This is a genomic window from Corallococcus sp. Z5C101001 (genome assembly GCF_007352635.1).
Classification (GTDB): domain Bacteria; phylum Myxococcota; class Myxococcia; order Myxococcales; family Myxococcaceae; genus Corallococcus; species Corallococcus silvisoli.
This window is the reverse complement of record NZ_VKLU01000001.1, coordinates 1,099,610-1,126,148: the sequence shown is the minus strand read 5'-3', so window position 1 is coordinate 1,126,148 and position 26,539 is coordinate 1,099,610. Positions and strand designations below refer to the sequence as shown.

Annotated in this window: 23 protein-coding genes; 11 read left to right on the top strand and 12 right to left on the bottom strand. The window is 69.4% G+C overall.

Translation table 11 applies throughout. The annotated features are described in order from the left end of the window. Positions 1–13: 13 nt before the first annotated feature. The 4 genes from FOF48_RS04670 to FOF48_RS04655 all read right to left on the bottom strand — a co-directional run bounded on the left by FOF48_RS04670 (position 14) and on the right by FOF48_RS04655 (position 3,347). Positions 14–952 carry an alpha/beta hydrolase gene (locus tag FOF48_RS04670; protein ID WP_143898897.1) on the bottom strand — a complete coding sequence of 313 codons (939 nt, stop codon included), beginning with the start codon at positions 950–952 and terminating at the stop codon, positions 14–16. 150 nt (positions 953–1,102) lie between these two features. Then, positions 1,103–2,281 (bottom strand): metallophosphoesterase, encoded by a 1,179-nt coding sequence (locus tag FOF48_RS04665; protein ID WP_255441896.1) that lies wholly within the window; start codon positions 2,279–2,281, stop codon positions 1,103–1,105. Beyond that, on the bottom strand, positions 2,278–3,021 hold the full coding sequence (locus tag FOF48_RS04660) for an SDR family oxidoreductase (protein ID WP_143898896.1): 744 nt from the start codon (positions 3,019–3,021) through the stop codon (positions 2,278–2,280). Before FOF48_RS04660 ends, FOF48_RS04665 begins: the two co-directional genes overlap by 4 nt. Next, on the bottom strand, positions 3,018–3,347 hold the full coding sequence (locus FOF48_RS04655) for a putative quinol monooxygenase (RefSeq protein WP_143898895.1): 330 nt from the start codon (positions 3,345–3,347) through the stop codon (positions 3,018–3,020). Before FOF48_RS04655 ends, FOF48_RS04660 begins: the two co-directional genes overlap by 4 nt. Before the next feature lie 112 nt (positions 3,348–3,459). Here FOF48_RS04655 and FOF48_RS04650 point away from each other — a divergent pair, with 112 nt between their 5' ends. Further along, positions 3,460–4,356: an AraC family transcriptional regulator gene (locus tag FOF48_RS04650; protein ID WP_143898894.1), complete on the top strand. Its 897-nt coding sequence runs from the start codon at positions 3,460–3,462 to the stop codon at positions 4,354–4,356. 57 nt (positions 4,357–4,413) lie between these two features. On the opposite strand, the gene FOF48_RS04645 is transcribed toward FOF48_RS04650, so the two are convergent. Further along, positions 4,414–4,965 carry a TetR/AcrR family transcriptional regulator gene (locus FOF48_RS04645; protein WP_143898893.1) on the bottom strand — a complete coding sequence of 184 codons (552 nt, stop codon included), beginning with the start codon at positions 4,963–4,965 and terminating at the stop codon, positions 4,414–4,416. Between the two features lie 105 nt (positions 4,966–5,070). Between FOF48_RS04645 and FOF48_RS04640 the strand changes: the two genes are divergently transcribed. Beyond that, complete coding sequence (locus FOF48_RS04640) at positions 5,071–5,985, top strand: NmrA family NAD(P)-binding protein (protein ID WP_143898892.1); 915 nt, start codon at positions 5,071–5,073, stop codon at positions 5,983–5,985. A 37-nt stretch (positions 5,986–6,022) separates the two neighbouring features. Here FOF48_RS04640 and FOF48_RS04635 read toward each other — a convergent pair whose 3' ends face one another. After that, positions 6,023–7,369 carry an amidohydrolase family protein gene (locus tag FOF48_RS04635; RefSeq protein ID WP_255441895.1) on the bottom strand — a complete coding sequence of 449 codons (1,347 nt, stop codon included), beginning with the start codon at positions 7,367–7,369 and terminating at the stop codon, positions 6,023–6,025. A gap of 199 nt (positions 7,370–7,568) precedes the next feature. Then, entirely contained in the window at positions 7,569–8,297 is a 729-nt protein-coding gene (locus FOF48_RS04630) for a helix-turn-helix domain-containing protein (RefSeq protein ID WP_143899118.1), read from the bottom strand. A 198-nt stretch (positions 8,298–8,495) separates the two neighbouring features. Between FOF48_RS04630 and FOF48_RS36325 the strand changes: the two genes are divergently transcribed. Further along, positions 8,496–9,545: a serine hydrolase gene (locus FOF48_RS36325; RefSeq protein WP_186001766.1), complete on the top strand. Its 1,050-nt coding sequence runs from the start codon at positions 8,496–8,498 to the stop codon at positions 9,543–9,545. Between the two features lie 27 nt (positions 9,546–9,572). Here FOF48_RS36325 and FOF48_RS04620 read toward each other — a convergent pair whose 3' ends face one another. Then, positions 9,573–12,032 (bottom strand): ABC transporter permease, encoded by a 2,460-nt coding sequence (locus FOF48_RS04620; RefSeq protein ID WP_143898889.1) that lies wholly within the window; start codon positions 12,030–12,032, stop codon positions 9,573–9,575. A gap of 340 nt (positions 12,033–12,372) precedes the next feature. Here FOF48_RS04620 and FOF48_RS04615 point away from each other — a divergent pair, with 340 nt between their 5' ends. Then, on the top strand, positions 12,373–12,702 hold the full coding sequence (locus FOF48_RS04615; RefSeq protein WP_143898888.1) for a YnfA family protein: 330 nt from the start codon (positions 12,373–12,375) through the stop codon (positions 12,700–12,702). Between the two features lie 55 nt (positions 12,703–12,757). Here FOF48_RS04615 and FOF48_RS04610 read toward each other — a convergent pair whose 3' ends face one another. After that, the gene (locus tag FOF48_RS04610) at positions 12,758–13,108 is read right to left on the bottom strand and encodes a DUF3088 domain-containing protein (RefSeq protein WP_143898887.1); all 351 of its coding nucleotides are present in this window, start codon (positions 13,106–13,108) and stop codon (positions 12,758–12,760) included. A 194-nt stretch (positions 13,109–13,302) separates the two neighbouring features. Between FOF48_RS04610 and FOF48_RS04605 the strand changes: the two genes are divergently transcribed. From FOF48_RS04605 to FOF48_RS04575, 7 genes are all read left to right on the top strand, one after another. Next, positions 13,303–14,133: a hypothetical protein gene (locus FOF48_RS04605; protein WP_235685337.1), complete on the top strand. Its 831-nt coding sequence runs from the start codon at positions 13,303–13,305 to the stop codon at positions 14,131–14,133. 26 nt (positions 14,134–14,159) lie between these two features. Continuing rightward, positions 14,160–14,861: a response regulator transcription factor gene (locus FOF48_RS04600; protein ID WP_143898885.1), complete on the top strand. Its 702-nt coding sequence runs from the start codon at positions 14,160–14,162 to the stop codon at positions 14,859–14,861. Positions 14,862–15,008: 147 nt separating this feature from the next. After that, complete coding sequence (locus tag FOF48_RS04595; protein ID WP_186001765.1) at positions 15,009–16,403, top strand: ATP-binding protein; 1,395 nt, start codon at positions 15,009–15,011, stop codon at positions 16,401–16,403. A 253-nt stretch (positions 16,404–16,656) separates the two neighbouring features. Then, positions 16,657–18,279 (top strand): serine hydrolase, encoded by a 1,623-nt coding sequence (locus tag FOF48_RS04590; RefSeq protein ID WP_186001764.1) that lies wholly within the window; start codon positions 16,657–16,659, stop codon positions 18,277–18,279. Between the two features lie 159 nt (positions 18,280–18,438). Beyond that, on the top strand, positions 18,439–19,902 hold the full coding sequence (locus tag FOF48_RS04585; RefSeq protein ID WP_143898882.1) for a hypothetical protein: 1,464 nt from the start codon (positions 18,439–18,441) through the stop codon (positions 19,900–19,902). A gap of 119 nt (positions 19,903–20,021) precedes the next feature. Further along, positions 20,022–20,690 (top strand): SDR family oxidoreductase, encoded by a 669-nt coding sequence (locus FOF48_RS04580; RefSeq protein ID WP_143898881.1) that lies wholly within the window; start codon positions 20,022–20,024, stop codon positions 20,688–20,690. Then, entirely contained in the window at positions 20,690–21,466 is a 777-nt protein-coding gene (locus FOF48_RS04575; RefSeq protein WP_143898880.1) for an SDR family NAD(P)-dependent oxidoreductase, read from the top strand. The genes FOF48_RS04580 and FOF48_RS04575 overlap by 1 nt, the downstream gene beginning before the upstream one ends. 52 nt (positions 21,467–21,518) lie before the next feature. Here FOF48_RS04575 and FOF48_RS04570 read toward each other — a convergent pair whose 3' ends face one another. The 3 genes from FOF48_RS04570 to FOF48_RS04560 all read right to left on the bottom strand — a co-directional run bounded on the left by FOF48_RS04570 (position 21,519) and on the right by FOF48_RS04560 (position 26,530). Further along, the gene (locus FOF48_RS04570) at positions 21,519–22,520 is read right to left on the bottom strand and encodes a hypothetical protein (protein WP_143898879.1); all 1,002 of its coding nucleotides are present in this window, start codon (positions 22,518–22,520) and stop codon (positions 21,519–21,521) included. Between the two features lie 270 nt (positions 22,521–22,790). Next, entirely contained in the window at positions 22,791–24,554 is a 1,764-nt protein-coding gene (locus FOF48_RS04565) for a hypothetical protein (protein ID WP_143898878.1), read from the bottom strand. 365 nt (positions 24,555–24,919) lie between these two features. Then, positions 24,920–26,530, bottom strand: coding sequence for a hypothetical protein (locus FOF48_RS04560; RefSeq protein ID WP_143898877.1), 1,611 nt, complete (start codon positions 26,528–26,530; stop codon positions 24,920–24,922). Between the last annotated feature and the right edge of the window lie 9 nt (positions 26,531–26,539).

The following is a 26,539-nucleotide window of genomic DNA, read 5'->3' as shown; positions in this document are numbered from 1 at the left end:
TGCCCCTCCCGCATCATCGAAGCAGGCGCGCGAGCGCACTCCGAAGGTCAGCGACAAACCGGGCCGCGGAGGCGGTCGGGAACAAATCAAAGCCATGGATGCCGCCTGGGTAGACGTGCATTTCGACGGGCACGCCCGCGCGGGACAGGCGCATCCCGTAGGCGACGTCCTCCTCCAGGAAGAGGTCCACGCCCCCCACCGCCAGGAACGTCGGGGGCAAGCCCTCGACCCCGGACGCCAGCGAGGGCGAGTAGTGGCCCTCGCGCTCCTTCGGAATCGCGGCGCCGCCCCGCAGCGCCTGCCACGCGAATTGATTGAGCGGACGCGTCCACCCGAACTCGCCAGTGCTCGGGTTGTCGACCGGAGCGTCCGGCGTTCCGGTGCGGGCGTCGAGCATCGGATAGATGAGCACCTGTCCTGCCAGGGGAGCGCCGCCGCGGTCGCGGTGCAGGAGCGCGGTCGCCGCCGCGAGCCCTCCGCCAGCGCTGTGCCCCATGATGACGACCCGTGACGTGTCCACCCCGAAGGCAGGCGCCTCCCGCATCAGCCAGCTCAACGCGGCGTAGCAGTCCTCGATGGGACCGGGGAAGGGCGTCTCCGGCGCGAGGCGGTAGTCGACGCTGACGACCAGCGACTGGTACTCCTCGGCGAGCTGCACACACGCCGCATCGGTCATCTCCGCGACGCCCGCGATGTAGCCGCCGCCGTGCACATAGAGGATGGCCCCCTGCACCGCGGGCGGGTTGCTCGGTCGATACACCAGGACTCGCACGTCGGACTGCCCCGGCACCCAGCGCTCCTCTCGTGCGTGAGGCATTGGGGCGGCAATCTGCGCATAGCTCGCGAGGAGCTGAGCACGGAACGCTTCCAGGGGCTCACTCGCGGGATCAAAAGCCTTCATGGAGGCAACGATGTCGCGCACGGCGGGGTCGACCAGATGGAGCGTCTTCATGGCTTGTATGTTCTCCAGATTCGAGCGTGGCCGCGATGAAGGCGGCGCTCATGGGGATGTATCGACATGGCCTGGCTCAGACCTTCCAGGCCTCAAATCCAAACGCTTCTATTTCAAGACAAGAATCGAGCAGCCGACTTCCAAATGCCCTCAGGCTGCTCGCAGGACGAGCTGCGTAATCTCCGCGGGAGCGCCGAGCCGCATGGGAGGCCCCGAGAAGCCGGTGCCGCTGCTGACGTAGACCCAGGTCTTGCTGAACCTGGCGAGCCCCGCGACCACCGGTTGCCCCAAGCGCTGAAGCCACCCCAGCGGCCACAGCTGCCCTCCGTGGGTATGCCCTGACAACTGCAGGTCGACCTCGTGCAGGACGGCTTCGTGGACGGCCTTGGGCTGGTGCGCCAGAAGAACCAGCGCTCGACGCGTGTCTCTGCCCGCCACGGCCCGTGGGAGGTCTACCCGATGGCCGATGTCGAACCTGGCGGACTCGTAGTCGTCGATACCCGCCAGGTGAAGCACCTGCTCACCGCTCCCCAGCTCCACGTATTCGTTGCGAAGGACTCGCACGCCGAGCTGCCCGAGGTGCTCGCACCACCGACTCGCATCCGCGTGGTACTCGTGATTGCCCGTGACGAAGTAGGTGCCATGGGTGGAGGTGAGGTTCGCGAGCGGCGCGACGTGCTGCTCGAGGTCTTCGACGCTGCCGTCCACCAGGTCGCCCGTGATGGCCACGACGTCTGGAGCCAGCGCATTCACCGTCCTCACGACGTGCTCGACGAACTCCCGACCCACCATCGGCCCGATGTGCATGTCCGACAGCTGGACGATGCTCAGCTCGTCGAGTTCGGGCGGCAGCTTCTTCAGCGGAACCTCCACCCGCTTGACGCGAACCCGGCGGCCTTCTCGAAGCCCCCAACCGCTGGCGACGACGCCGACCGTCACCGCGACCAACGCGCTCATGCGCGCCAACGCCTGCCGGCGGTCTGCGTCCATCGGCTCGGAGCCCCAAAGCGCCATGGAAGCGCCGACCCGCAGCACGTCCACCACCCCGAGTGACATGAGCAACAGCGTGGACACGCCAATCCACACGTAGACCGGCGTGAGCCACCACACCGACAAATCGGGAGGCACCAGGCGGCTCGCGAACACGCCCACGGGAACGCTGACCGCGAGGACAACCAGGCTCCACGTCAGCGTCCACGCAGCGGGCTTGGGGAGGCCGACATCCCGGACCAGCCGCGCCCACAAGTAGTAGTGCTCGAACGCGAGCCACCCAACGCCGAGCAGCAGAAACCCGCTCAGCGAAGTCCATGCCTCACCGAGCTTGCTCATGCCGACCGGGCCAGGGCGACCGCGTCAGGGCCCGCGGGATAACGGAGCTTCGCCGACATGTCGTTCGCGGCAAGCCACACCACCTCAGCCACGTCGGACTCGCGCGTCACCGCGGCCGGCTGCCCCAATGAAGCGAAGATGTGCTGCGCGAAGGGCGCATATGCCTCGGGGAACAGCCCTTCCATGCGAGCGCCGCCGTTGCTCGTGAAGCGGGTGGTCGGGCCATAGCCCGGCTCGACGAGCTTCACGCGCAGGTTGAAGGCTTCGAGTTCGAACGCCAGCGACGCGGTGAAGCCTTCGATGGCCACCTTGCTCGCGGTGTACACGGCCACCAGCGGCATCGGCGCCAGCGTCGCGCTGGACGTCACGTTGACGATGACGCCCGACTTGCGTGCGCGAAACTGGGGCAGCACCGCCTGCGTCATCGCCATCACCCCGAAGACGTTGGTCTCGAACACCTCACGCACCGTCGCCATCGGCGTGGCCTCGAAGGCCCCCATGAGCCCGATGCCCGCGTTGTTGACGAGCACGTCGATGGGCCCGCTCGCCTCCAGCGCCGCCGCGATGCTCTCCGGCTTCGTCACGTCGAGCGGCACCACGCGCATCCGGTCCGAACGAGGGAGGACATCCTCGCGAGGGGCTCGCATGGTGGCGACCACGCTCCAGCCCTGCGCGTGAAAGTGGCGCGCCGTCTCGAGTCCGTAGCCGGAGGAGCAACCCGTGATGAGCACCGTCTTCATGACACCACCCCCGCGCCGAGCTTGCCGCCAGCGGGCACTTCGTCCTGGTACTGAGCCTCGCCGGTGACGAGCGGGGCGAGCTCGGCGATGAGTGCCTGGGCCCGCGGGCTCGCGAAGTTCGCGGCGTGCGCCTCCTTCGTGGTCCACCCCTCCGTGACGTGGACGACGTCCGGATTGCTGCTGGAGCGCCCCACCAGATAGAGGACGCAGTCCTGGTTGGTGACGAGACCCGTGCCGCTCACCGCGGAGAGCAACAGCGCCGCCAGCTCATCGCCTCGTCCCGGCAGCGCGGTCATCGTCGCCCGGAACCCATACGTTGCCTTCATGTCGACCCCTTGGTTGGCCGCGGTTCATGCGGCGCTGATGGTCCCAAGGTACGTGCCGCCGACAGGACTCTCCACCACGTGCGGTCCATATTTCTTTTGCTAGAGTCCAGACATGACCGACCCACTCTCGGAAGTCATCGCCCTGCTTCAGCCACGAGCCGTCTTCTCGAAGGGCATCAGCGGAGCAGGCCGTTGGGGGGTTCGCTACTCGGACTTTGGCCAGCCGAGTTTCAGTGCCGTGCTCGAAGGGAGCTGCCGACTCGCTGTCGACGGCCAGCCTCCCCTCACGCTCCAGGCGGGTGATTTCGTGCTCCTGCCGGCGACGCCGGGCTTCACCATGTCCGGCTTCGAGCCGGTGGTGCCCGAGCGCATCGACGCCAAGGCGGCGCCCACTCCGAAGGGGGAGATTCGTTACGGCACGCGCGGCGGCCGTCCCGACGTGCGCACGCTCGGCGGCTACTTCGTCTTCGACTCACCTGACGCGGCCCTGATGGTGTCGTTGCTCCCGGCCCTGGTGCACGTGCGCGGCGTGGAGCGACTCTCGACGCTGGTGCGACTGGTCCGCGACGAGACGAGCGAGCAGCGCTCGGGCCGGGACCTCGTGCTCACGCGTCTCGTGGAGCTGCTGCTCATCGAGGCGCTGCGCTCGACACCGGCCGACGACGCGCCCCCAGGGCTCCTCCGCGGCCTGGCGGATGCGCGGCTCGCTCCCGCGATACGGCAGATGCACGCGCACCTCACGCGACCGTGGACGGTGGCCCAGCTCGCGAAGAGCGCGGCCCTCTCGCGCTCGGCGTTCTTCGATCGCTTCACGCGCACCGTGGGTCTGCCGCCGATGGAGTACCTGCTGGACTGGCGGATGGCTGTTGCCCGCGGGCTGCTTCGCCGCCGGGAACTCGCCATCTCCGAGGTCGCCGAGCGCGTCGGGTACAGCTCGGCGAGCACCTTCACCACGGCCTTCAGTCGACGTGTGGGCCAGTCTCCGGGCCGCTATTCGCGGGCAAGCTAGGCGGCCGCCCCTGTCGCCGAGCCGCAGCGGGGGCGGGAGGAGGTGCTCCCATGGCGTTCACGACCGGATGCCGGCGAGCGCGAGGCGCAGCACCCGGCGCGCGGTGAGCGGATCGTCTTCGTTGGCGATGGCGATCGCGTTCGCCAGCATCATCAGATCCTCCGTCGTGGCGCCGGAGTGGATCGCGCCCACCGATGACGCCCGTGTCACCAGCCCCTTCAACACGTCGAGCAGCATGTCGGTGCAGCAGAGCTCCTCGGGTGTGAGCCCATCCGGGCCAGCCAACAGCGCGGCGGCAAGCCCGCGGTTGGTCGCGGTGTAGACCGTCACCTCCTCGAGCCAGGTCACCAGCTCGGCGGCGGGATCCTCACCCGTTTGCGCGGCGGCCCGCGCACAGAGCTGCGCGACGCCATCGCGGAAGACCGCCTCCAACAGCGCCTGCCGCGACGGGAAGTGCCGGTGCAGGGTCGCCGAGCCGATCCCCGCCCGCCGCGCGATCTCTTCGAGCGACGCCTGCGCGCCATCCCTTCCGACCAGCTCCGCGGCGGCGGCGACAATCCGCTCCCGGTTGCGTCGCCCGTCCGCGCGCAACGGCTTCACATGACTCACGGCGCTCGTCTCCTCATGGGGACCTTCCTTGACAAACGGGGCCCCCCCCCATATTCAACCACGAAATTAAACGGTGGGGTCCCCCACTTAAAAGAGGAGCGGCCCATGGGCAGCACTGATTCCGTTCTCGTGACCGCGGCCACGGGGCGCCAGGGCGGCGCCACCGCCCGGGCGCTGCTGGCCGAAGGCAGCTCGTCGGTGCGCGTGATGGTGCGCAATTCGGAGGCGCCCACCGCCAAGGCCCTCGCGGCGGCTGGCGCCGAGGTGGTCGTCGGGGACCTCGACGATCCGGCGTCGTTGCGCGCCGCCTGCGCCGGGGCGCGGGCGGTCTTCTCGATGCAGTCACCGACCCTCACCGCGACCGGTGTCGACTTCAGCAAGGAGCGACAGCAAGGGAGGAACCTCGTCGAGGCCGCGCTTGCCGAGGGCATCGGGACGTTCGTGCACACCGCGACGTCCGGCGTCGGTGACCACCGCAACGTCGAAGGGTGGGCGGAGGGCCGCTGGAAGTCGCACGAGGAGTACTGGGAGAACAAGCTCGCGACCTGCGATCTCGTACGCCACGCGGGCTTCAAGCGCTGGACCCTCATCCTGCCCTCCACCTTCATGGATCATCCGATGTTGGATCCCTCCGGCTTCGTCGACGGGCGCCGGTTGATCACCGTGATCAGGACCGACCGGCCCATCCCGCTGATCGCGCCGGAGGACATTGGCAAGGCCGCCGCGGCGGCGATCAACGATCCCGAGAAGTTCAACGGCGTGACGCTGCAGCTCGCGGGTGACCTGCTCACGCTCCCTCGGATCGCCGAGATCCTCTCGCGTCTCGACGGCAAGGAGTACACGGTCCAGTCCGGCACGGTCGAGGAGGCCGTCGCGGCCGGCCTGCATCCCGGCGTGGCGAGTGGCCTGACGTACATGAACGTCGCCCCGGTCCTGGCGCGGCCAGAGCTCGCGCGTTCCTACGGTCTTTCGCCCATGAGCTTCGAGACCTGGGCACGCCAGCGTCGCGAGCCGACCTGACCGCGGCCCTGGCGTCGCGGTTCCGAGGGCGCGGTGCTCAGAAACGGACCGCTTCATCCACCCGCTTCGGCTGAGCCCGTGCGTCCAGGACCACCTGTCCGTCCTTCATCACGAACCGCACCTGCTTCAGCGCGCGGATGTCCTTCAGCGGGTCACCCTCCACCGCGAGAAGATCCGCGAGCTTGTTCGGCTCGAGCGAGCCAACCCGGTCCTGCATGCGCAGCAGCTCCGCCGCGTTCACTGTCGCGGCGCGCAGGATCTCCACGGGCTTGAGGCCCGCCTCCGCATAGGCGATGAACCACCGCACGCTGGCCTGCCCTCGGGTCAGCCCGCGCAGCACGATGTACATGTCCGAGCCCGCGGCAATCCGAACGCCAGCGGCCACCGCGCGGCGGAGGCGGTCCTGGGCCTTGGTGATGTTCCTCCGGCAACGCTCCTTCATCTTGCGCTGGCGCTCCACGTTGCCCACCTTCTCATCGAAGGAGTCGCACACCTCCAACGGGCCGTCGGTGGGGACCAGGAAGATGCGCTTACGGACCATGGGCGTCACCACGTCGTCGGGGAGGGAATACCCATGCTCGATGGAGTCGACGCCCGCCTGGACCGCGATGCGGATGCTCTCGTCGAGGGTGGTGTGCGCCGCCACCGGCCGCTTCTGGCGGTGGGCCTCCTCGGCAATGACCTTCAGCTCCTCCAACGAGAGGAGGTTGTGCCCGTTGTCGACGATGACCTTGATGCAATCCGCGCCGTCGGCAATGGCCTGCCGCACGGCGCGCCGGGCCTCCTCCGCGCCGGAGATGGTGACGTACTCCTGTTCGATGAGGGGCTGAGCCGCGAGCTGGAACGTGGGGAACTGCCCGCCATGTGGAGCGAGCGCGCGGGTGCAGGCGGAGATGCGTGGGCCTGGCACCCAGCCGCGCTGGATGGCGTTGCGCAGCGCCACGTCCCCGTTGACCCCGGAGTTGCCGACGTCGCGCACCGTGGTGACCCCCGCCTCGAGCATCTCACGGCCCAGCTTCGCGCCCAGGAGCGCGCGCTCGGCGGTGCTGCGCTGGAGGAGGGTGCTGAACACGCCGTCACCTCCGTTCTCCGTGTCGTCCTCCATCAGCAGGTGCGAATGCGCGTCGATCAGCCCCGGAAGCAGGGTGACATCCCCCAGGTCCACGACCCGTGTCCCCGCGGGGATGGCGAGGCCGGTGCCCACTGCCTGGATGCTCGAGCCTTCGATGAGCACGACCGCATCCGGCAGGACTCGGTCACTCTTGCCATCGAAGAGCCTCGCGGCGCGCAAGGCGATGCGCGTGGGCTTCTCCGCGGAGGGGGCCTGCCCCCACGATGAGAGGGGAAGGCTCCACAGCAGGGCCGCACCAATGACAGTCGTCAAAAGTCGTCGGGACTCATGGAACAAGGCGTCGCTCCTGGGTGCGCGGTGCGCAGCCACTGCACGCTCAAAGAGAGTCGACCTGCCCGCGAGAGCGGAGCGTATCCAGCCACGTCAACGATTGTACATAGGACCACGGCTTCAAACTGGAATCCCTCGGTGCTGGCTCCGCATCCGGCCGCTGCGTCATGAGCACGACAGCTCATCCGTGCGAGGCGAGCGCGTTCGCCAGTTGCCGGGGCGTGTAGCCCGCGAAGCGGACACAGGTCCGAGTCAGGTGTGCCTGGTCCGAGAAGCCCGAGGCCGCGGCCGTCTCCGCGAGGCCGCCCGCGCGCATCAGGGGCAGTGAGCGCAAGAGGCGACGCCACAGCAACCAGCGCCGCAGGGGGATTCCCACCCTGGCATGGAACAGGGTCGAGACATGTCCCGTGGACAGCTTCAGGCGGGCCGCGTGCACCGGGAGGGGGTGCTCCTCCTCCCCTTCCAGCATGTCGAGCAGGCGCGCGATGCGGCCATCCCCCACCGGGGCCGAGCCCGTTGGAAGCAGGCCCGCCACGGCCTGCTCGGCGCCGCGCGCGACCGCTCCCTTCCCGCGCGCCACCACCGCCACCATTTGAGCCAGGGCGCTGGAGGACTCCAGGGCGAAGGGCAGGCGCCGCGCCAGCGCTCGGAACGTGGCGCGATGGTGGTCCGCGTCCAGCACCACGCTGGCCAGCGGTCCCCGGGACGACGTCACGTGCGGGACATCCCCAGGCACCACCACGATGCGGCCTCGCGCGCTGCCCGAGGCGTGCCGCACCGTCACCGCGCCCTCCAGTCCGAAGAGAATCGCGGTGCCCCACTGACGGTGGGGCGCGGAGTGAGCGTCGTTGGACCGCAGGACGAAGATGCCGGCTTCCGGGGCGAGGACGAAGAGAGGTGGGAGGTTCATTCTTCCGAAGAGCGTTCAAGCGCCGCCGGCCCTGGCCACGACACAGTGGAGGCTCCACATCCCGGAGTCTCCATGGCGTCACGCAGGTCCCCAACATACGCGGCATGCAGCGCGCTCGCCGTCACGAGTTGTCTCCTCCTCGGCTCGCTGGCCTGCCGGTCGGATGCCCCTGACGTCCCCACCTGTGACGCCGCCGCCGTGCGACAGTCGCTCCAGCAGACGCTGCAGGAGGTCCAGGAAGCACACCCCGGCAACGCCGGCTGGCTGATGAGCGTGCGCATCCCATCCGCGGGGCTCGAGTTCTCAGGCGCGGTACAGGCTCCCGGCATGGAGTCGCTCGACCCAAGGGCCCCGTTCCGGATCGCCAGCGTGACCAAGACATACATGGCCGCGGCCATCCTGCGGCTGGTGGAGGACGACAAGCTGTCCCTCGATGACACCGTGGCGGCGGTGGTCCCCGCGCCCTATCCGGAGCTGCTGCACGCAGGAGGCTATGCGCCCGAGCGGATGACGATGGCGCAGCTCCTCACCCACACCAGCGGCCTGTTCGACTACGCCCAGAGCGAGGACTACCTCACGACGGTCCTCGATGCACCGGAGCACGTCTGGACCCGCGAGGAGCAGGTCCGCTTCGCGCTGGAGCATGGCGCGCCCGTGGGCGCACCGGGCGAGCGCTACGCGTACTCGGACACGGGCTACCTGTTGCTGGGGGCCGTGCTGGAAGCGAGGACCGGTTGGGGACTCGCTCAGGCCTACCGGAGCCAGCTCGGCTTCGAGCGGCTGGGGCTCCAGGCCACATGGCTCGAAAAGCTGGAGCCGCCCCCCGCGAACCCTGTCGTCCTGGCACCGCAGGCCTATGACGGACTTCCGCTCACCCGCATCGACGCCACGGCCGACCTCTTTGGCGGTGGAGGGCTGGTGTCCAACACGACGGACCTGGCCCGCTGGTTCCAGGCCTTGTTCTCCGGAGAGGTGTTCACCCGGGCCTCCACGCTCGACACGATGTCGCGGGTCCCCTCCACGAACACCGAGGACGGCGGGGGCATGGGCATCTTCCGGATGGAGCGCGCCGATGGAAGCCCTTGCTGGCTGCACGAGGGCTTCTGGGGTGTGGCGGCGATGGTGTGCCCAGACCTCGACCTCGGTGTCGCCGTCGCGGGGATGGATGCGACACGAATGGGCACGGGAGCGAACGACCTGCTCCGGGCCGCCGTGAAGGCCGGCATCGACTGCAGGCCCGCCCCCTGACCTGAGCGCACCCGTGGCTCCCGCCTTTCAGGCACCCGAGCGAAGCACTGTGTTCGGGTCCACGCGCGAGGCGCGCCGGGCCGGCAGCCAGCTCGCGAGCAGCGCCACGCCGAGCAGGAGGAGCGCCACCGCGACGAAGACGAGCGGGTCCGTGGTGCTGACGCCATACACGAGCCCCGCGAGCACCTGGCTGAGCCCCACGGCCCCCAACACGCCGAGCACGATTCCCAGCCCCGCGAGCCGCGCGGCCTGCTGGAGCACCAACCCCAGCACGTCCTCCGCCGTCGCGCCCAGCGCGAAGCGGATACCGAACTCCCGTGTGCGCTGCGCCACCGCGTAGGACACGACGGCCGCGAGCCCCGCCACCGACAGCAGCAGCGCCACCGCACCGAAGGCGCCCAGCAGCAGCAGGCTGAAGCGCCTGGGCGCGAGCGACCCCGCGAGCAGCCCCTCCACCGTGGACAGGCGCGAGGGCAGCTCCGGGGCAAGCTCTCGCAGCACCGGCCTCGCCGCGGCGACCAGGGCCGCGGAGCCCATCGGACCATGCACGGCGACGTGGAAGTGGGAGGAGAGCCGCAGACGCTGCCGGGAGCAGCCATAGAACATGGGACTGGGCGCGTCATCCAGCCCTTGCTCCCGCACGTCCCCCACCACGCCAACGATGGTGAAGGGGCGCAAGTCTCCGTCCATGTTGCCGAACTGGATGAGCTTGCCCAGCGGATCCTCGTGGGGCCAGCGGGCCTTCGCCAGCGACTCACTGATGACGGCCACGTGAGGCGCGTCGAGGGTGTCACGGGCATCGAACAGGCGCCCGCGCACGAGCGGGATGCCGAGCGCGGCGAAGTAGCCCTCACTCGCCACGCGGTACTCGGCGGAGCCGGTGCGCTCGCGCTCGCGCGCCAGCCGCCCGAAGTCCTCGAAGTCCCGCACCTCGTCCGAGCGGTTGAGGACGATGAAGGTGCCATCCCCCGCCGCGCTTCCTTCGAGCGGGAAGTTGCTCACGGCGCCCACCGCGCGCACGCCGGGCAGCGCCGCCAGTCGCGAGAGCAGGTGCTCCTGCTGTTGCACGTTGCGCCGCCCCTGCGCCTCCTCCTTGGCTGGCGGGAGCACGAGGCTGAGCACCGCGACATCCTCGGTGCGGTACCCCGGGTCCAGCGAGAGCAGCCCCATCAGGCTGCGCCCGAGCAGCGCCGCGCCCACCAGGAGGATCAACGCGAGCGCGAGCTGTCCCACGACGAGGGCCCGGCGCGTCCGCTCGGCGCCCCCTCCTCCGCTGAGCGTGCGCCCGGCGCCCGCCAGCGCGGCCCCTGGAGATTGCCGCGCCGCGCGCAGCGCCGTCACCAACCCCAGCCCCAGCGCGAGCACCAGCGAGAGCCCGAGGGTGAAGAGGAGCACCGTGGCGTTCACCTCCACCTCGTTGATCCGTGGCAGGTGGCCCGGCTCGGCCGCGAGCAGGGCGCGCACGCCCCAGGCGGCCAGCACGGCCCCCAGTGCGCCTCCCGCCAATGACAGCAGCAGCGACTCCATGAGGAACCGCCGGATCAACGCGCCGGGCCCCGCCCCCAGGGCCACGTGGATGGCGAGCTCCCGGGCACGGGTGGCCGCACGAGCGAGCAGCAGGTTCGTGACGTTGGCGCCAGCCACCAGCAGCAGGAAGGCCGCGGCGCTCGACAGCAGGTACAGCGTGGGACGCACGCGCCCCACCAGGCTCTCTTGCAACGGCTCCACGGCGATGTCGCGCATCGGCGTCTCCTGGCCGTACTGGGCCGCCAGCTCGCGAGCGATGTGTGTGAGCTCCACTCGCGCGGCCTGGAGGTCAATGCCGTCCGACAGCCTCCCCACCACCCGCCAGTTGTGCGCGGAGCGGCTGGGCAGCCGGGCCTCCAGCTCGCGAGGGATCCACAGCTGCGTGCCCGCCGGATGGTCGAAGGACTCGGGCATCACCCCCACCACGGTGTAGGCGCGTCCCTCGAAGGTGAGGGTATTCGACAGGGGCAGCGGCCGCGCACCCAGGTTGCGCTTCCAGAAGGCGTGGCTCACCACCACCACGGGCTCCCCTTCCATCTGCTGCTCCTCCTCGCCGAAGAGGCGGCCCTGGACGGGCCGCACCGCGAAGGCGGAGAAGAAGTCGCGCGAGGCGAGCACCCGTGTGGCGAAGGTCGGCTCGTCGGCGCCCGTGACGACGACGCTCTCCGTGCCCGATACCTGGGCCAGCGCCGCGACGGTATGAGCGCGCGTCCGCACATCCTCGAAGTTGGGGTCCGAGAACCGCATCGTATGGCCGTCCGCCGCGCGCTGGGCGAGCTCCACGAGGCGCTCGGGGCGGGGATAGGGCAACGGGCGCAGCAGCACCCCTTCCACCACGCTGAAGAGCGCGGTGCTCGCGCCGATCCCCACCGCCAGCATCAGCACGCATCCCAGCGTGAAGCCGGGGCTGCGGCCCAACGAGCGCAGGCTCTGACGCAGTCCACCCAGAACGGTATCCATGCAGGACTTCTCCCGAGGCCGGACAGCGGCCTCCGGGGCGGCTACGCCCAGGCCGACCGGCGATTGCGTCTCCCCCACGAACCCCTACTGGGAGGCAGCGCCGGTCAGCCAGCCAGTAAAGGGACACGCCTCAGGGGACGACCGCGACACCACTGCCGGTGCTCCTTGGGAGAGCGGAGCGGAGAACTCCGTCCACGTGCTGTGCTGGCGCGCGCCACGGAGGCCCGTGACACTCGGCGCCCGGAGGCGCGCTCGGAGCGCGGTTTCGCTCGGACTTGAGAGCCCGCCTGTAGTACCAGGACACCCGCCGCGTCCCTGGTCTCGTGGGAGGTACCGCACCGTGCTGCTGCGCGCCTTCGGGCTCTTCGTCCTCACGGCAGTGGCCGAAGTACTTGGCTGCTACCTGCCCTACCTCTGGCTGCGTGAGAACAAGTCGGCGCTGCTGCTCCTCCCCGCGGCCGCGAGCCTGGCTGCCTTCGCGTGGCTCCTGACGCTGCATCCGGCCGGCGCCGCGCGCACCTACGCCGCGTACGGCGGGGTGTACATCGCGGTGGCGCTCGTCTGGATGTGGCTCGTCGAGGGCGAGCGGCCCTCGGCCTGGGACCTCGTCGGCGCACTCGTGGCCATCGCGGGCATGGCCATCATCGTCCTCCAGCCCCGGCGCGGATGAGCGTCGGTGACATGAACGAAGCGGGATGCACGTCCATCCGCGCGACGCACGTCGCTCAAGGATGTGGCACGGCGATGCCGAAGCGGGCCGAGAACCAACGGGCGATGCCGTCCTTGCCAGAGATGAAGCGTCTGCCCTCATGGACACCCGAGGCACAGCCGTGGTCGTCCGAGCCCTCGCCGAGCACCACCAACGGCAACCACTGGTTGTCTTCCCCCACGAGCGCGACGACCGCCGCGCGAGGCCGCGGCCATGAAATGCGCCGAACCTCCATCACGCGCGCGACCTGCGGGTAGTAGCTCAACACGCCTTCTATCTGTGCACAGTGCTCGCAGTAGAAGCGCGTGCCTGGATATGCAGGGTCCGCGAAGTCGGGAGCGAGCAGGAACAAGGTGTCGACAGGCATGGGCCCGCAGCTACTCCTGGACCCGCCCAGAACTCAAGTCGCCGCGACCTGTCCCCTGAAGCGGCTGCCACTCCTGGAAGGACGCGACAGGCACTGCCAGCCCGGCCCCCTTCTGCGAGGCGGGAAGTCCGTGCAGACTCCGTGAGGCGATTCTCTCCGAGGCTCGAACGTCCATGCCCCATGTCCCCAGGTCCATGCGCCGACACTCGGCCGCATTCCTCGTCGCCACCGCCCCCCTGCTCGCCGGAGCCGCGCCGGGGCGCGCCCAGGAGCAGGTGCTGGGGTCGACGGGGAGCGCCCCTCGCATCGAGGCCGTGGCGCTACCGTGCGTCAAGGACCAGCGCGCGCTGCGTGTTCGCAGCGGCGACGCGAAGCGCACGGCGACGCTGTCCGCGCCGTACAACACGCTCACGTGCGACGTGACGAAGGGCACGGGGCCTGGGTCGGACTGGGCTGGCGGCGAGGAGTCGACCTCCTGGTCCCTCCAAGTCCGGGCCGTGAACCTCCGGGAAGGGCCGACGGCGCTCCTCATCACCCACTCGGCCGGCTTCGAGCATGTGCACCGCCTGCATGGCCTGTTCATCGCGGACGCGGAGGGCGTTACCCGAGCCTGGGAAGGGAGCGAGGGTCAGGGGCCCACCTCCTCCGGCGTGGAGGAGCAGGACGGACGGCTCCTCTTCTCTCGCGCGCTCGACATCGGCGACGGAGATCAAGCGGACCTCTGGTCCCTCTCCGAGCTGCGTTGGGATGCCAGACGCAAGAAGGTGGTGGAGAAGCCCGCCGAGGCCTGGGCCGTCATCCTCCGCACGGAGGACTCGGTGCTTGCAGCGCGCGCGGCGGAGGCGCGGTTGGAAGCGGGATGCAAGGGCTCGACGCTGCTCGCGGTGGACACCAACGACTTCCCTCGGCTCACCCGAGACAAGTGGGTGGTGGCCAGCTTCCTGACCTCACGCCAGGGCGCCGACGCCGCGCTCAAGCAACTGCGGTCCTGCGCCCCGGACGCGTACATCAAGCGCGTCCAGTGACCGGATGCTAGATGCTGACGCGAGCCATGGAGAACCCTCGGTCCATACTCCTCGTCGAGGACGATGAACGGCTGGCCGAACTGGTCAGCACCTTCCTGAAGGGCCAGGGCTTCCAAGTCAGGACCGTGACAGAGGGTCCCGCCGCGCTCGCCGCCCTCCGGAGCGACCCACCGGACTGCCTCGTCCTCGACATCCTCCTGCCCGGCATGGATGGCATCGAGGTCTGCCGGCAAGCGCGCGCCATCTTCTCGGGCTGGATCCTCATGCTCACCGCCCTGGACGAGGACATTCACGAGGTGGTGGCACTCGATACGGGCGCGGACGACTACCTCACCAAACCCGTGCGCCCCCATGTGCTCCTGTCCCGGCTGCGAGCCCTCTTCCGCCGTACCACCCGAGGGCCCGCGGTACCGGCTCGCGACAGTCGGTGGCTTCCGGCGGTGCGGCTGCGCATCGACAGCGTCCTGCGCACGGTGAGCCTCGCGGACGCCCCCGTGCACCTGACGGATGCCGAGTTCGACCTGCTGTGGCTGCTGGCACGCAGCGCCCCGGAGGTGCTCAGCCGGGATGACCTGCTCTCGTCACTTCGCGGCATCGAGCACGATGGGCTGGACCGCTCCATCGACATGCGCATCTCCAAGCTGCGCCGGAAGCTGGGCGACGAACAGCCGCCACACCGGATCATCAAGACGGTGCGCGGCCGTGGCTACTTCTGCACGCCGGATTAGGACGAGCCCCGGGGCACGCACTGCCCGACCCAACCCATGACACGTCCAGAGGCACGTGACGCGACCCTCGCCGCCCAGGGAGTCCCCTCGACGCCAGGACCGCCTCGGCACGAGAGCGGAAGAGGCGCTCGCGTGATGAATCCGCGCGTGGGCCCACTCCACCAATGGGGCGGGCTCTTCTTCCGGATGTACGCGGGCATCGTCGCCGCCATCATCGTCGCGCTCGTCGTGATGGTGCGAATGTCCACGCAGCGGCTGCCGCCCCAAGCGCTCGACGCGGAGCAGGCAGCGGCCCACGCGGAGACCTCGGGCCGCGAGCTGGAGGGCCTCACCCAGGGGCTGCAATGGCTCATCGAGCAGGAGCTTCTCTCCCAGCCTCGGGAGCGGTGGGGCGAGGTCGTGGCCGAATGGCGGCGGCACTTCGACTACCCCATCGAGCTGCGCGCCCAGGGCGAAGTGCTGGGCATGAATCCGCCAGAGCGCGTCCGACAGCGGCTCGCGCGGGGCGTGCCCTCGGCCTGGATGAAGTCCTCGGGCGTCACGGGGGACCGGGTGTTCCTGGCCCTTCCACTTCGCGGCTCGGAGCAGGTCGTGGTGCAGGAACTCCGGCTCGGCCCCAGCCCGGAGCGGGCGATTGAGTTCCTCGCGCCAGAGACCGCCGTGCTGCTCGCCGTGCTCGGGCTCGCGGTGCTGGCGCTCACGTGGCCGATGTACCGGCACGTCACGCGGCTGGCGGCGACCGCGAGCACCTTCGGACAGGGTGACCTCCAAGCCCGAGCGGAGGCCCGAGGGCCAGAGCCCATGGGACACCTGGCGCGGACGTTCAACGACATGGCGGAGCGAATCCAGCGCATGAGCCAGGAGCAGCAGGCCAGCCTGCAGGCGATCTCCCACGAGCTGCGCACCCCCATCTCCCGCCTGCACTTCGCCCTGCACCTCGCGCGCGAAACGCAAGAAGTGGCCGCGCTCCACGCGCAGCTGGCCGACATGGAACAGGACGTGGACGAGCTGGATCAGCTCACCGAGGAGCTCCTGACGTTCGCACGCCTGCATCGCGACGCGCCCCCTCTGGAGCGGGAACGCGTGGACCTGACGGCGATGGTGACGGAGCTGTTCCGTCAGCTCGCGGTGTTCAGCCCGGACCTGAGGCTCCAGCTCCATGCGGAGGGCACCGTGGAGGCGGAGGGCTCCGGGCGCTATCTGCGCCGGGCGCTCGGCAACCTCCTCCGGAATGCGCAGCGCCACGCCCGCTCGGAGGTGCACGTCCATGTGAGCCGGGATGCGGCCCACTGCACCATCGCCGTGGATGACGACGGGCCTGGCATTCCTTCCACCGAGCGGGAGCGACTGTTCCTCCCCTTCACCCGTCTGGACGACAGCCGCAACCGCAAGACGGGGGGCCACGGCCTGGGGCTGGCCATCACCCACCGCATCATGCAGGCGCACCGGGGCCAGGCGTGGGTGACGGAGTCCTCCCTGGGGGGCGCACGCGTCGCGCTGTCCTGGCCCAACGCCCAGGAGGTGCGCGGTGACAAACGGTGACAATCGCTGACGCGACTCCCACGGCGCCGGGCGCCACGCTCTGAAAAGAGTCTCCGCGAGCCCGAACCCCGGGCCATGGGAGACGTCGATGCACCCACACCCGCTTGCCCCACGCCGCGGCCTTCTGGCGCTGCTGCTCGCCTGCACCCTCGCCGCTGCCTGTGCTGACGCCCCACCTCCCTCCAGCCCGGACTACGCCGCGCTGAAGCGAAGGTTCGAGCGAGAAATCCCCCTCGCCCTGACTCAAGCCGGAGTGAAGGGCCTGAGCGTCGCGCTGGTCGATGGCGACAAGGTGGTCTGGTCCCAGGGCTTCGGCATGGCCGACGCAGAGGCCGGGCTCCAGGCCACGCCCCAGACCGTCTATCCCTTGGGCTCGGTGGCCAAGGTCTTCACGGCGTCCGCCGTCATGCAGCTCGTGGAAGCGCGACGCGCCCAACTGGACCAACCCATCGAGGAGGTCATCCCAGCGTTCAGCATGCAGGCCCGGTTCTCCAGCGGCCCCATCACCCTGCGGAACCTGCTCACGCACCACGCGGGCATCCCCGAGCAGGTCGGGGGCGGCTTCTCGCCCCGCCCCCTCACCCTCACCGAGCGCGTGGAAGCGCTCCGGGAAGAACACCGCGCGTGGCCCGTGGGCACCCTCCACGCCTACAGCAACACGGGCTTCGTCATCGCGGGCCGCGCGGTGGAGACAGCCTCGGGGAGTGACTTCGACACATTCATGCAGCAGCACCTCTTCGGGCCGTTGCGCATGGAGCACTCCGCGTTCCGCGTGACACCTGCCATTTCAGAGCGGCTGGCCAAGGGTTATGGCGCCCTGCCGCCAGAGAACGTTCCCCCGTACTGGCTGGAGAGCGAAGGGCCCGCGGGAGGCTTGCGTGGCTCGGTGGAGGACGTGAGCCACTTCGTCCTCATGCTCCTGGATGGCGGCCGCTTCGACGGCCAGCAGGTCCTCCAGCCCGAGTCCCTCCAGGAGCTGTGGCGTGAGCAGAACGCCGGCCATCCGCTCGACGTGGGCACACGCATCGGGCTCGCCTGGTACCTGCACGACGTGCCCCTGAAGGGCGGAGGATCCGTGCGGATGGTGGAGCACGACGGCGGTGCACTCTATTTCAACGCGATCGTGGCGTTGGTGCCGGAGCACCGCCTTGGCGTGGTCGTGATGTCCAACACAGACAGCGCGGGTGGGCTCGTCAATGGGCTCGCGCGGGAGGTGCTCGCGCGCGCCCTGAAGGTGAAGACGGGCCAGGTGGTTGCCCAGCCTTCGTCGCCCACCGCGCAACCCGAGCCGCGGCCCCCCGAAGCGCTCGCGTCATGGGCGGGGCTCTACTCGACCGACGCGGGCCCGATGCACATGGAAGTGCGGGGGGAGAATCTGGTGGCGACGGTCGGCGACCTCGTGCTCGAGCTGGTGCCGCACCAACAAGGTCTCTTCAGGGCCCAGGTGGGCGACGCCCCTCTGTGGCTCACCTTCCAGCAGTCGGGGAGTCACACGCTGCTGATTGGCTATTCGGAGACGCAAGGCGAGGGCCTGTTCGGGACTCGCATCGCCCCATCCCCCATGCCGGAGTCGTGGCGTGCGCGGCTGGGCGCTTACCGGATTTCACCCGGCCACCCTCGCGAGCTGATTGACGAGGTCGTGCTGAGCGAGGCGGGCGGAATGCTTCTGCTCTCCTACAGGGGCCCGCTCTACGACGGAGCGGTGACAGCGGTGCTGGATCCAGCAGGTGCTGACCTCGCGGCCGTCGCGGGCCTGGGCCGAGGCCGGGGAGAGGTGCTCCGCGCCACGGACGGGGCGGACGGGGCGTCGCTCACCTTCAAGGGCGTGCGCCTTCACCGCCCGCTCGGAAAACGGGATGCGGCGCAGACGCCGTAGGCTGCACCGGGGGCGCGGCCACTGGCTGGACCCAAGCGCTCCAAGGCGAGGCAGTACGGCTGTTGTTGGAGGCGGGGAAGACGACGTCTCGGGTTGCCAGGCGCCTGGGGTCTCCGTCCCACTTATGCGTCCGCCCGTGAACCATTTACACTGCGAGTCATGTCACGATGGCTGATCGCGGTGCTGGCGCTCTCGGGGTGTGTGGGTTCCTTCACGTCCCCCGACGCGGGGGCTTCGAGCGACGCGGGCGAAGTGCTCGACGCGGGTGTCGACGGCGGCGTTGACGCGGGCACGCGGGACGCGGGGCAGCCCTTCGATGCGGGCGTGCGTGATGCCGGCGACTCCCCCGGCTGGGGTCAGGGCACCAACACCGGAACCTTCGTCGACGACGTGTGGACGCCCGGGCGCGACAACGAGGGCCGCGTGAATGAATCGAGCTGGGCGCTCGTGCCGCACGGCCGGTGGGTGAGCGTCGCGGGCACGAAGCTCGAAGTCCTCGGGGCGCAGGTGCAGGCCGCCATTCCCGGGTGGAGGGACTACGGCAGCATGGGCTGGGGCGGCGTCACCGAGGCGTGGAACGCGCCAGCCTTCGACCTCGCCGGCCGCCGGCTGTGGCGTCACGGCGGCGGTCACGGTGACTCGAGCAACAATGGCATCTACCGCTTCGATCTCGACCTGATGCGCTGGTCCATCGAGCACATGCCGAGCGACACCAACCTCTGGAGCCAGGCATACCGTGAGTCCGGCACCTTCGCGGGCTGCCCCGAGTCGCGCGCGGCCTACGACGCCGAGGTCGACGCGGGCACCTGGGCGCAGCGCGACCGCTGGTACTACGACGAGATCTTCTGGGACCGCACCGTGAGCAACCCCATGGGCAACCCCACGGCGCGGCACGTATATGACGGCTTCATCTACGTGCCGGAGAGCAACGAGCTGGTCGTCGCCTGCCGCCGGCTGTGGCGGTACTCCCTCGCGGGCCACCAGTGGACGATCAAGACGCACCCGCGCGCCGACGGCGACAGCACCGCGCTCACGGAGGAGGTGATCGCGGTGCTCGACCACGACTCGAAGCTGGTGATCGGCTCTTGCGGCTCCACCGGCCCCTTCGCGGCCGACTACGACCTGCGCACCAACACCTGGCTCGCGCCTCGCGCGAGCTGGGGCGGCTGGGACTGGAGTGGCGCCGCCTACACACAGGAGGGCGACATCGTGACGCTCTTCGTGCCGCCGAACAGCGCCGGGAACTACGCCTCCCCCGGCCGCTGGCAGCGCTACGACGTGGCCACCCACACCGTGCTGTCGTCGGGCGCGACGTGGAACTACGAAGGGGGCCTGTCGCTCGCCTCGTTCCCCGACACCGATCACGCCACCGACGGACACGGCATGGTCTGGGTGCCGACCGAGGGCCTCTACTGGGTGTACACGAAGCTCAACAGCGGAATGACGTGGCTGGAGCTCGACCTCAAGACCACGCCCGCGACGCTGCGGCCGAAGACCTTCGCCAACGCCGCGCCTGCATTGCAGAGCGGCATCGCGCGGCGCCGGGCGATCTACTTCCCCAGCCTGGACGCCATCGTGTGGATGAGCCCCGCGGACAAGGACGTCCTCGTCTTCCGTCTGTGATTGTCCGGCGGGGTCGGGGCTCGAATGCGTCGGGCCCCACGGGGCCCCGTGCGGCGGGTGAGGTGCGCAGCGGCGATTGCCCCTGGTGTCGGGGCACAGCGGCCGATATCTCTCCCGGCATGAGCGTTCAGAATGCGGTCGTCGTCGGCGGGACGGGCAGCATCGGCAGGGCCGTCACGAGCAGATTGAGGGCAGAGGGACTGCACGTTGTCTGTGCCTCCGATGATGTGCTGACGGAGTCATCCGACTCGATGCGGGTGGACGTCACGGACGAGGCTTCCGTGAGGTCGCTGTTCGACAGGACGGATGCGTCAGGCCCCCTCTCGCTTCTGGTGAACTGCTCAGGCTTTGGAAGCTTCACCTCCATCGAGGAGACCTCGCTCCAGGACTGGCGCAAGACCCTCGACGTGAACCTGACCGGGGCCTTCCTGTGCGCGCGCGAGGCGTTCAAGCGGATGAGAGCGCATGGCGGCGGGAGGCTCATCCACATCGGCTCCGTGAGCGACCACCTCACCCTGCCCATGAATGGGTCCTATGCGGCCTCCAAGCATGGCGTCCGCGGGCTCACGGGCGTCTTGAACGAGGAGGGGAAGGCCCACGCCATCCGGGCCACGCTCCTCTCGTTGGGAGCCGTGTACACGGACTTCTGGAGGTCGCGTCCGGAGTTCAGCCCCGCCGACATGCTGTCCGTGGAGGACGTAGCCGAGTGCATCTGGGAGATCGCCCGCAAGCCCTTGCACATCCGCGTCGATGAGCTCCGCCTCGTCCCCTCCAAGGGGGTCCTCTGATGGAACGGCCATCGAGTGGGAACCTGGCGCTGGTCACCGGAGCCAACCGGGGGATTGGCGCGGCCATCGCGGACGTCCTCGCGGAGAACGGCTTCCGGGTGGTCCTGGTGGCGCGTGACGAGGAGGCCCTGTCCCGACAGGAGAAGAAGCTGCTCGCCTCTGGTGCCCGGACATGGGCGTTCGCGTGTGACCTCTCCGACGAAGCGGCGGTGGACGCGATGCTCGCCAGGGTGGAGGCCACGGTGGGCGTCCCCGGGGTCATCGTGAACAACGCCGGCTTTGGAGGGCCCTTCCATCGCGCCGACGAGGTCTCCAAGGCCGAGTGGGACGCCTTGTTCAGCGTGAACATGGACGCCGTCCACCATCTCTGCCGGTGGGCCCTCCCCCGAATGAAGGCAGCCGGGTTCGGGAGGGTCGTCAACATCTCCTCCATCCTTGGGCTGTCCGGCGGGGCGCTCTCCTCCACCTACGCGGCCACCAAGCACGCCCTGGTCGGCTATTCCAAGTCCATCGCCGCCGAGTGGGGCGCCCATGGCATCACCTGCAATGCCATCTGTCCTGGCTACATCGACACGGACATGTTGGCGAAGGCGGATCCCGTGTTTCGAAAGGAGCTGTTGCGGAGGATCCCCGCGGGAAGGTTCGCGAGTCCCGACGAGGTGGCCCGCCTGGTGGCCTTCGTCGCGGGGCCTTACGGTGGCTACATCAACGGCGCGACGCTGGTGGTCGATGGGGGATTGTCATCCCACCTGGCCAATGACCTGCCTTCGTTCTGAGGTGCGCCCCTCGCGCCTCTTGAAGGCCCAATGACACCTGTCCAGCCCGGAGCTAGAACTCCGCCGACAGCTTTCCTCCGGTGAGCGTCTCCATGGTCTGGCGCAGCGCCGCACGCACCTGCTTGCTGTACTCGAAGTTCAGGTCCTGCCGCTTCACGAGGAGGACCTTCTCCGGGAGCTGGAAGGACACCTCGCGCTGACAGAGGACCTCGTGTTTGCGCACGTCCACGAGCTTCACCACCGCGGCATAGTGCCCGCCGGAATAGCTGCTCCCCGCAACCCTCAGCGGAAGCTCGTCGATGTCGTCGATGACCACGACATGGCTGATGAACTGGTTCGCCGCGCACGGCCCCAGGTTCAGCCCCTGCCCCTTCATCGCGGGGATGCACTGGTAGCCGAGCATGTCTCCGGTGCGCGTGGTGCGCTCCATCCGCGCCGAGAGGTCGTCACCGAGCAGGTCCGCATCCAGGACCAGCACGTCGCGCCTCGACAAGGCGGGAAGGCCCTCGCAGACCTCCTTGTCCGACCCGGGGCGCGTCAGCGCCTCTCGCACCGCCGCGAACGCGTCGTCCATCCAGGCGCGCCGGCGCTGCTCCACCTGCGCAAGGGCCTCCTTCGCCAGCTCCGGGCCCGTCGGAGGATCGAACTGGCAGTCCAGGAGCTGGTGCGAGCCCCCCGCGACCTCCCAGCCCCGTGGGCCCTTCGAGAGACACAGCGTCGGGACGGAGCCTCCCCCCAGGACCGCATCGCTCCATGCGTCGGCCACGACCAGCCCCCGGAACTTCATGACCCCGGGGCGCGTGGCCTCGAGCGTGACGTTCCTACACTCCGCGGTGAGGACCTTCGCCCGCTTCATGTAATAGCCCTCGACGACCAGACACGCATCCTCGGGACTCAGCGACTCCACGGCCGTCGCCCTCGCGAGCAGCGGCCCCAGGGCCTCGACGCGTGCCGCCCGCGCCCGCGACACGCGCTGCATGCCCCAGACGAACGCTCCGCCCAGCAACAACGCCACGACCAGCACGCCACCAACGAGCCTCTTCAGGATGCGCACCGAGAACCGCTCCTCTTCGACCACCATGGGAAGGCGCTGTGTTTAGCCAAAATCCGTACGCCGCGTCATGAACTCGTTGAGGCGACAGAGCGCGGCCGCAGACGAGCGCATGTCGCGCGCGGACACGCGCCAGCCAGTGACCGCGGAGCGAAGGCACGGTTCGCGGAGTGGAGACAGGTCGAGCGGCTCGCGTCTGCCACGGAGGGAAGGCCCGCTGGGTGCTCGACGCATGGATTCAGGCGTGGCCGGCCCGCCCCAGGCTCGGTCACTTCAGGGTGACATGTTCAGGAGCATCACATCCGAGCCGCCCGCGGAGCCATGGGTCGTCGAACGCAATCGCAATGATCCACTGAACGACCCACCGACGCGCACGCCTCCTGCCGATGTCACGCCCAGCAACGCGGGCTCCATGCCGAGTGGCAGCGCACGCGACCAACGGTGCGCGCCGCTCCCCGGGTCATAGCTGGCCACGAACCCATTTCCCTGGCTCGAAATAAACCCTCCGCCCACATCAGAACCGCCCGCGAAGTCACCCAGGATCACGATCCGCCCCTGCGAATCCGCCACCATTCGCACGGCGTGCTCATGGTTCTCGGAGCCAATCGCACGCGCCCAGCGATCCGCTCCGCCAGGCTCAATCACGCCCAGCATCACATCTGGGATTTCCCGATACGGGTCGTTTTCCCAGGTGTAGCTATAGATCCACTGTCCGCCGAAATCGAACCAGGGCCTGAAGCTCCCGCTGAAGGCCACGGCGTCTCCCGGGAGGATGGCGAGTCCATTGACCCTCCCGTCTGGCTCGTTCAGGGCGCGTGCCCAGAGCGGAGCCCCCTCCGGAGAGAACTTGGCGATGAAAGGCACTCCCGCATACATCGCGCCCAGGACCACTTCGCCCGTGGTGGAGTCGCCACTCGCGACCCCGCCCGCGACCACGTTGCCGACGCTGTCTGTCACGACTCGGAACCCTTGCGTGTTCCACCCAGCGAGCCCTGGAAAGGCCTTGGACCAGAGGTGGGTCCCCTCCCAGGAGAAGCGCGCGAGGAACATTCCCGGCTGGGGACGGAGCGAGTCACGACTCGAAGGTCCCGCGTCCAGCGTCCCTTCCCCCAGGTTCATGGTCCCATGGAAGGAGCCGGTGACGATGAGGCTCCCCTGCGCGTCCGTGGCCACCGACGCCGCGCTCGCGGGCACGCGCCGCGGAGTGCCCCCCTGCGCGAGGCTGGCCACGAAGCCCTTCGCCCAGACAGGCGTCCCATTCGGAGAGAACTTCGCGATGAACATCGCCGGGACGGTGGCCTCCACCGCTGTTGGCAAGGGCCCCGTCCCCAGGTTCGGCGTGCCCGTGTAGCTGCCCACCACCAGGATGTTCCCCAGGGACGTCAGCGCCACGTCCTCCACCGTCATCACCGCCGACTCCTGGGCGTAGCCCCGCGACCAGTCGTGGCTGCCGTCCGCGCGGAAGCGGCCCAGCATCAACCCTCTCTGCCCGGGGAAGCCCACGGGCCCCAGCCTGCCGCCCGCGCCATAGGCCCCCGCGAGGACGAAGGCTCCCGTCCCATCCGTCGCCATCGCTCGCGCCACCTCGTCTCCAGCGCCGCCATAACGCCAGGGCTGCCCCAGCGTCCCGCCAGTCCCGCGATACGTGCAGGTGGACTGTCGAACCGGGATGATGAGCTTCGGGGTGTCGGCGTTTCGAGCATCCAGCGCACGGATGTCCATTCCATCCGTGGATTCGGGAATGAGCGCGAAGGAGTAGACCCCTGGCCCCGTGACCACCTGCCCCAGGTCGTATTGGATATGGCTGCCAGAGGGAGCCTGTCCGACGTTTGCGACGGGCCCGCCCAGAAGCGCCGGGCGGGTCATCCAGGTCAGCGTCCCCTCATCCCAATCCGGCTGGGTGAGGTGGAGGGCCGGCGCGTTGGAGGTGCCATCCAGAACGGGGACATCCAGCCAGGCCCCGAGTCGACCGGTGGTATCGGCGACGCGGAAGCGCATGTAGATCTCCTGGCGAGGATTGCCGTCCGAGACCAACACGGTACTTCGCCCGTGAGTCCTGTCTGGAAAAGCCTCCTCGACGTAGGTGTCCGCCTCGGGGAGCGAGCTCGTCTCCCAGTCGTGCGTCTCTGGCTCACACTCCGGAGGGACGCTGGGAGCGGTCCCGATGAGAGGGGCACCGCCTCCCAGCAGCAGGATGCCAAGGGACAGCAGTCCAAACGCTCGCATCCACGGCTTCGTTGGCATGTGGGGCTCCCGGGAAGAGTCGCCGCCGGAAAGCCTCACATGCCTTGCAGGGAGCGCAGGATCGGCCCCAGGTCATTCCTATCGAAATCACGACACTGCGCGCTGGGAAGTGGCCAGCAGACCACGCTCATCCCGTACCGCAGCGAATTGATGAGACATCAGGGGCGGTGGACGACCAGCTCGACCTCCGGGTACTCCGGTGAGGGGCCGTCGAGCAACGGGGTGGTTCCCTCGCGAAGGTGCTTGTCGAAGAAGGCGCGCAGGTACGTGACGGTCAGGGCGAACGCGCGCGTGCCCTCCAGGTTCCCGATCTGGATGTCCGTGCCTGTCGCCTGCGGTGCGTAGGTCCGTACCAGCGGCAGGGCCAGGGCGATGTCGCTGAAGCTGAAGTGGCCGGTGCCATGGATGCTCGCGTCGTAGCCGGTGGCGCGCAGCTTCTGGAAGAAGGCGGCCCGCGTGGAGTCCATGGCCGCGCCATCGCTGTTCATCACGAGGAACGGGACATGGACCTCCGCGTCCAGGTCCCCGTGGAAGGACCCGTCCATGTTGAGGCCCGCCTTGAAGCGCGCATCCGTGCGACAGGCATCCGCCGCCGTCGAGCCTCCGAAGGAATGACCCCACATGCCCACCCGCGAGAAGTCGAACCGGCCGACGAAGGGGCTCCCCGACGCCTCGGCGCCGAGCTTCTCCAACTGGTCGAGCACGAACCGGGCATCCCCCGTCCACACCCCTTGGATGTGGGCGTTCTGGGCGGCGTCGAACGGCGAGATGTCGACGGTGTGCGGCGCCACCCGGCCGTCCGGGAACACCACGGGGCCCCCGGTGAAGGGGTGGGAGATGGCCGCCACGACGTAGCCCTGGCTGGTCAGCTCCTCCGCCGCGCCGCTGTAGACCGCCGTCCCGGTGCCATAGCCAGGCGAGAGGAGCAGGACGGGGAAGCGCTCGGAGCCCTCCGCCAGGGGAGCGTCGCGCACGGAGTGGGCGAAGAAGAACCCGAACAGCTCTGGCGGGAACCCCTGCAAGGCGGCCAGCAGCTCCCCCTCGTACGGGTTGAGGAAGTAGGGGGACGGCTGCGCCCGCGGCATCCGGCGCGCGGGGTACCACAGCCGCACCTGCAGCGCGCGGCGGTCGTCGGGGGACGCCGTGAACGTCTCCTCCCGCGCGGGGTCCGTCCAGGTGAACTCGGTCGTGCCCACCGCGTAGGGCCCGGTGGGGACGGGAAGGTCCACCACGACATGGTGTGCGTCGTGCACTCCGTCCTGCGCGGAGACGACGGCGCCGCCCTGGGTCTTCGCATCGAGGAGGACCCGGGTGGTCTGCGGCGTCAGCACGCCCGCGTCGCGCAGGGCCGGCAGGGGAAAGCTGAAGAGGGCATCCAGGCGGCCGTCGCCATTCACGTCCCGCGGCGTGCCCACGCCGCTCGCCCGCACCTTCCCCGTCCCCTTGGGATTCGTGAGCACCACCGTGGTGAGGTCGAGGGTCTTGGCATCAAGGCCCTCGGAGCTCAGCACCGCGACCTGGAGATCCCCCGTGTCCGAACCGTCAACGGCGTTGGGGTACACGCCCGGCATCACGTCCAGGGCCGCGTTGTCGACCCGCGTGTACATGGGCGTGGCATTCGGGTCCTCCGGGTTCCGAGGTCCCTCTCCGCCACAGCCGGCGCCGGTGAGGATGCAGAGGCCCAACGCGGCCGGAGTCCCCAACCACGAGCAGCAACGGCGCCACGCGCCCTGGAACGTGGACGCCAGCGACGAGCATGACGGATGCATGGGCTTTCT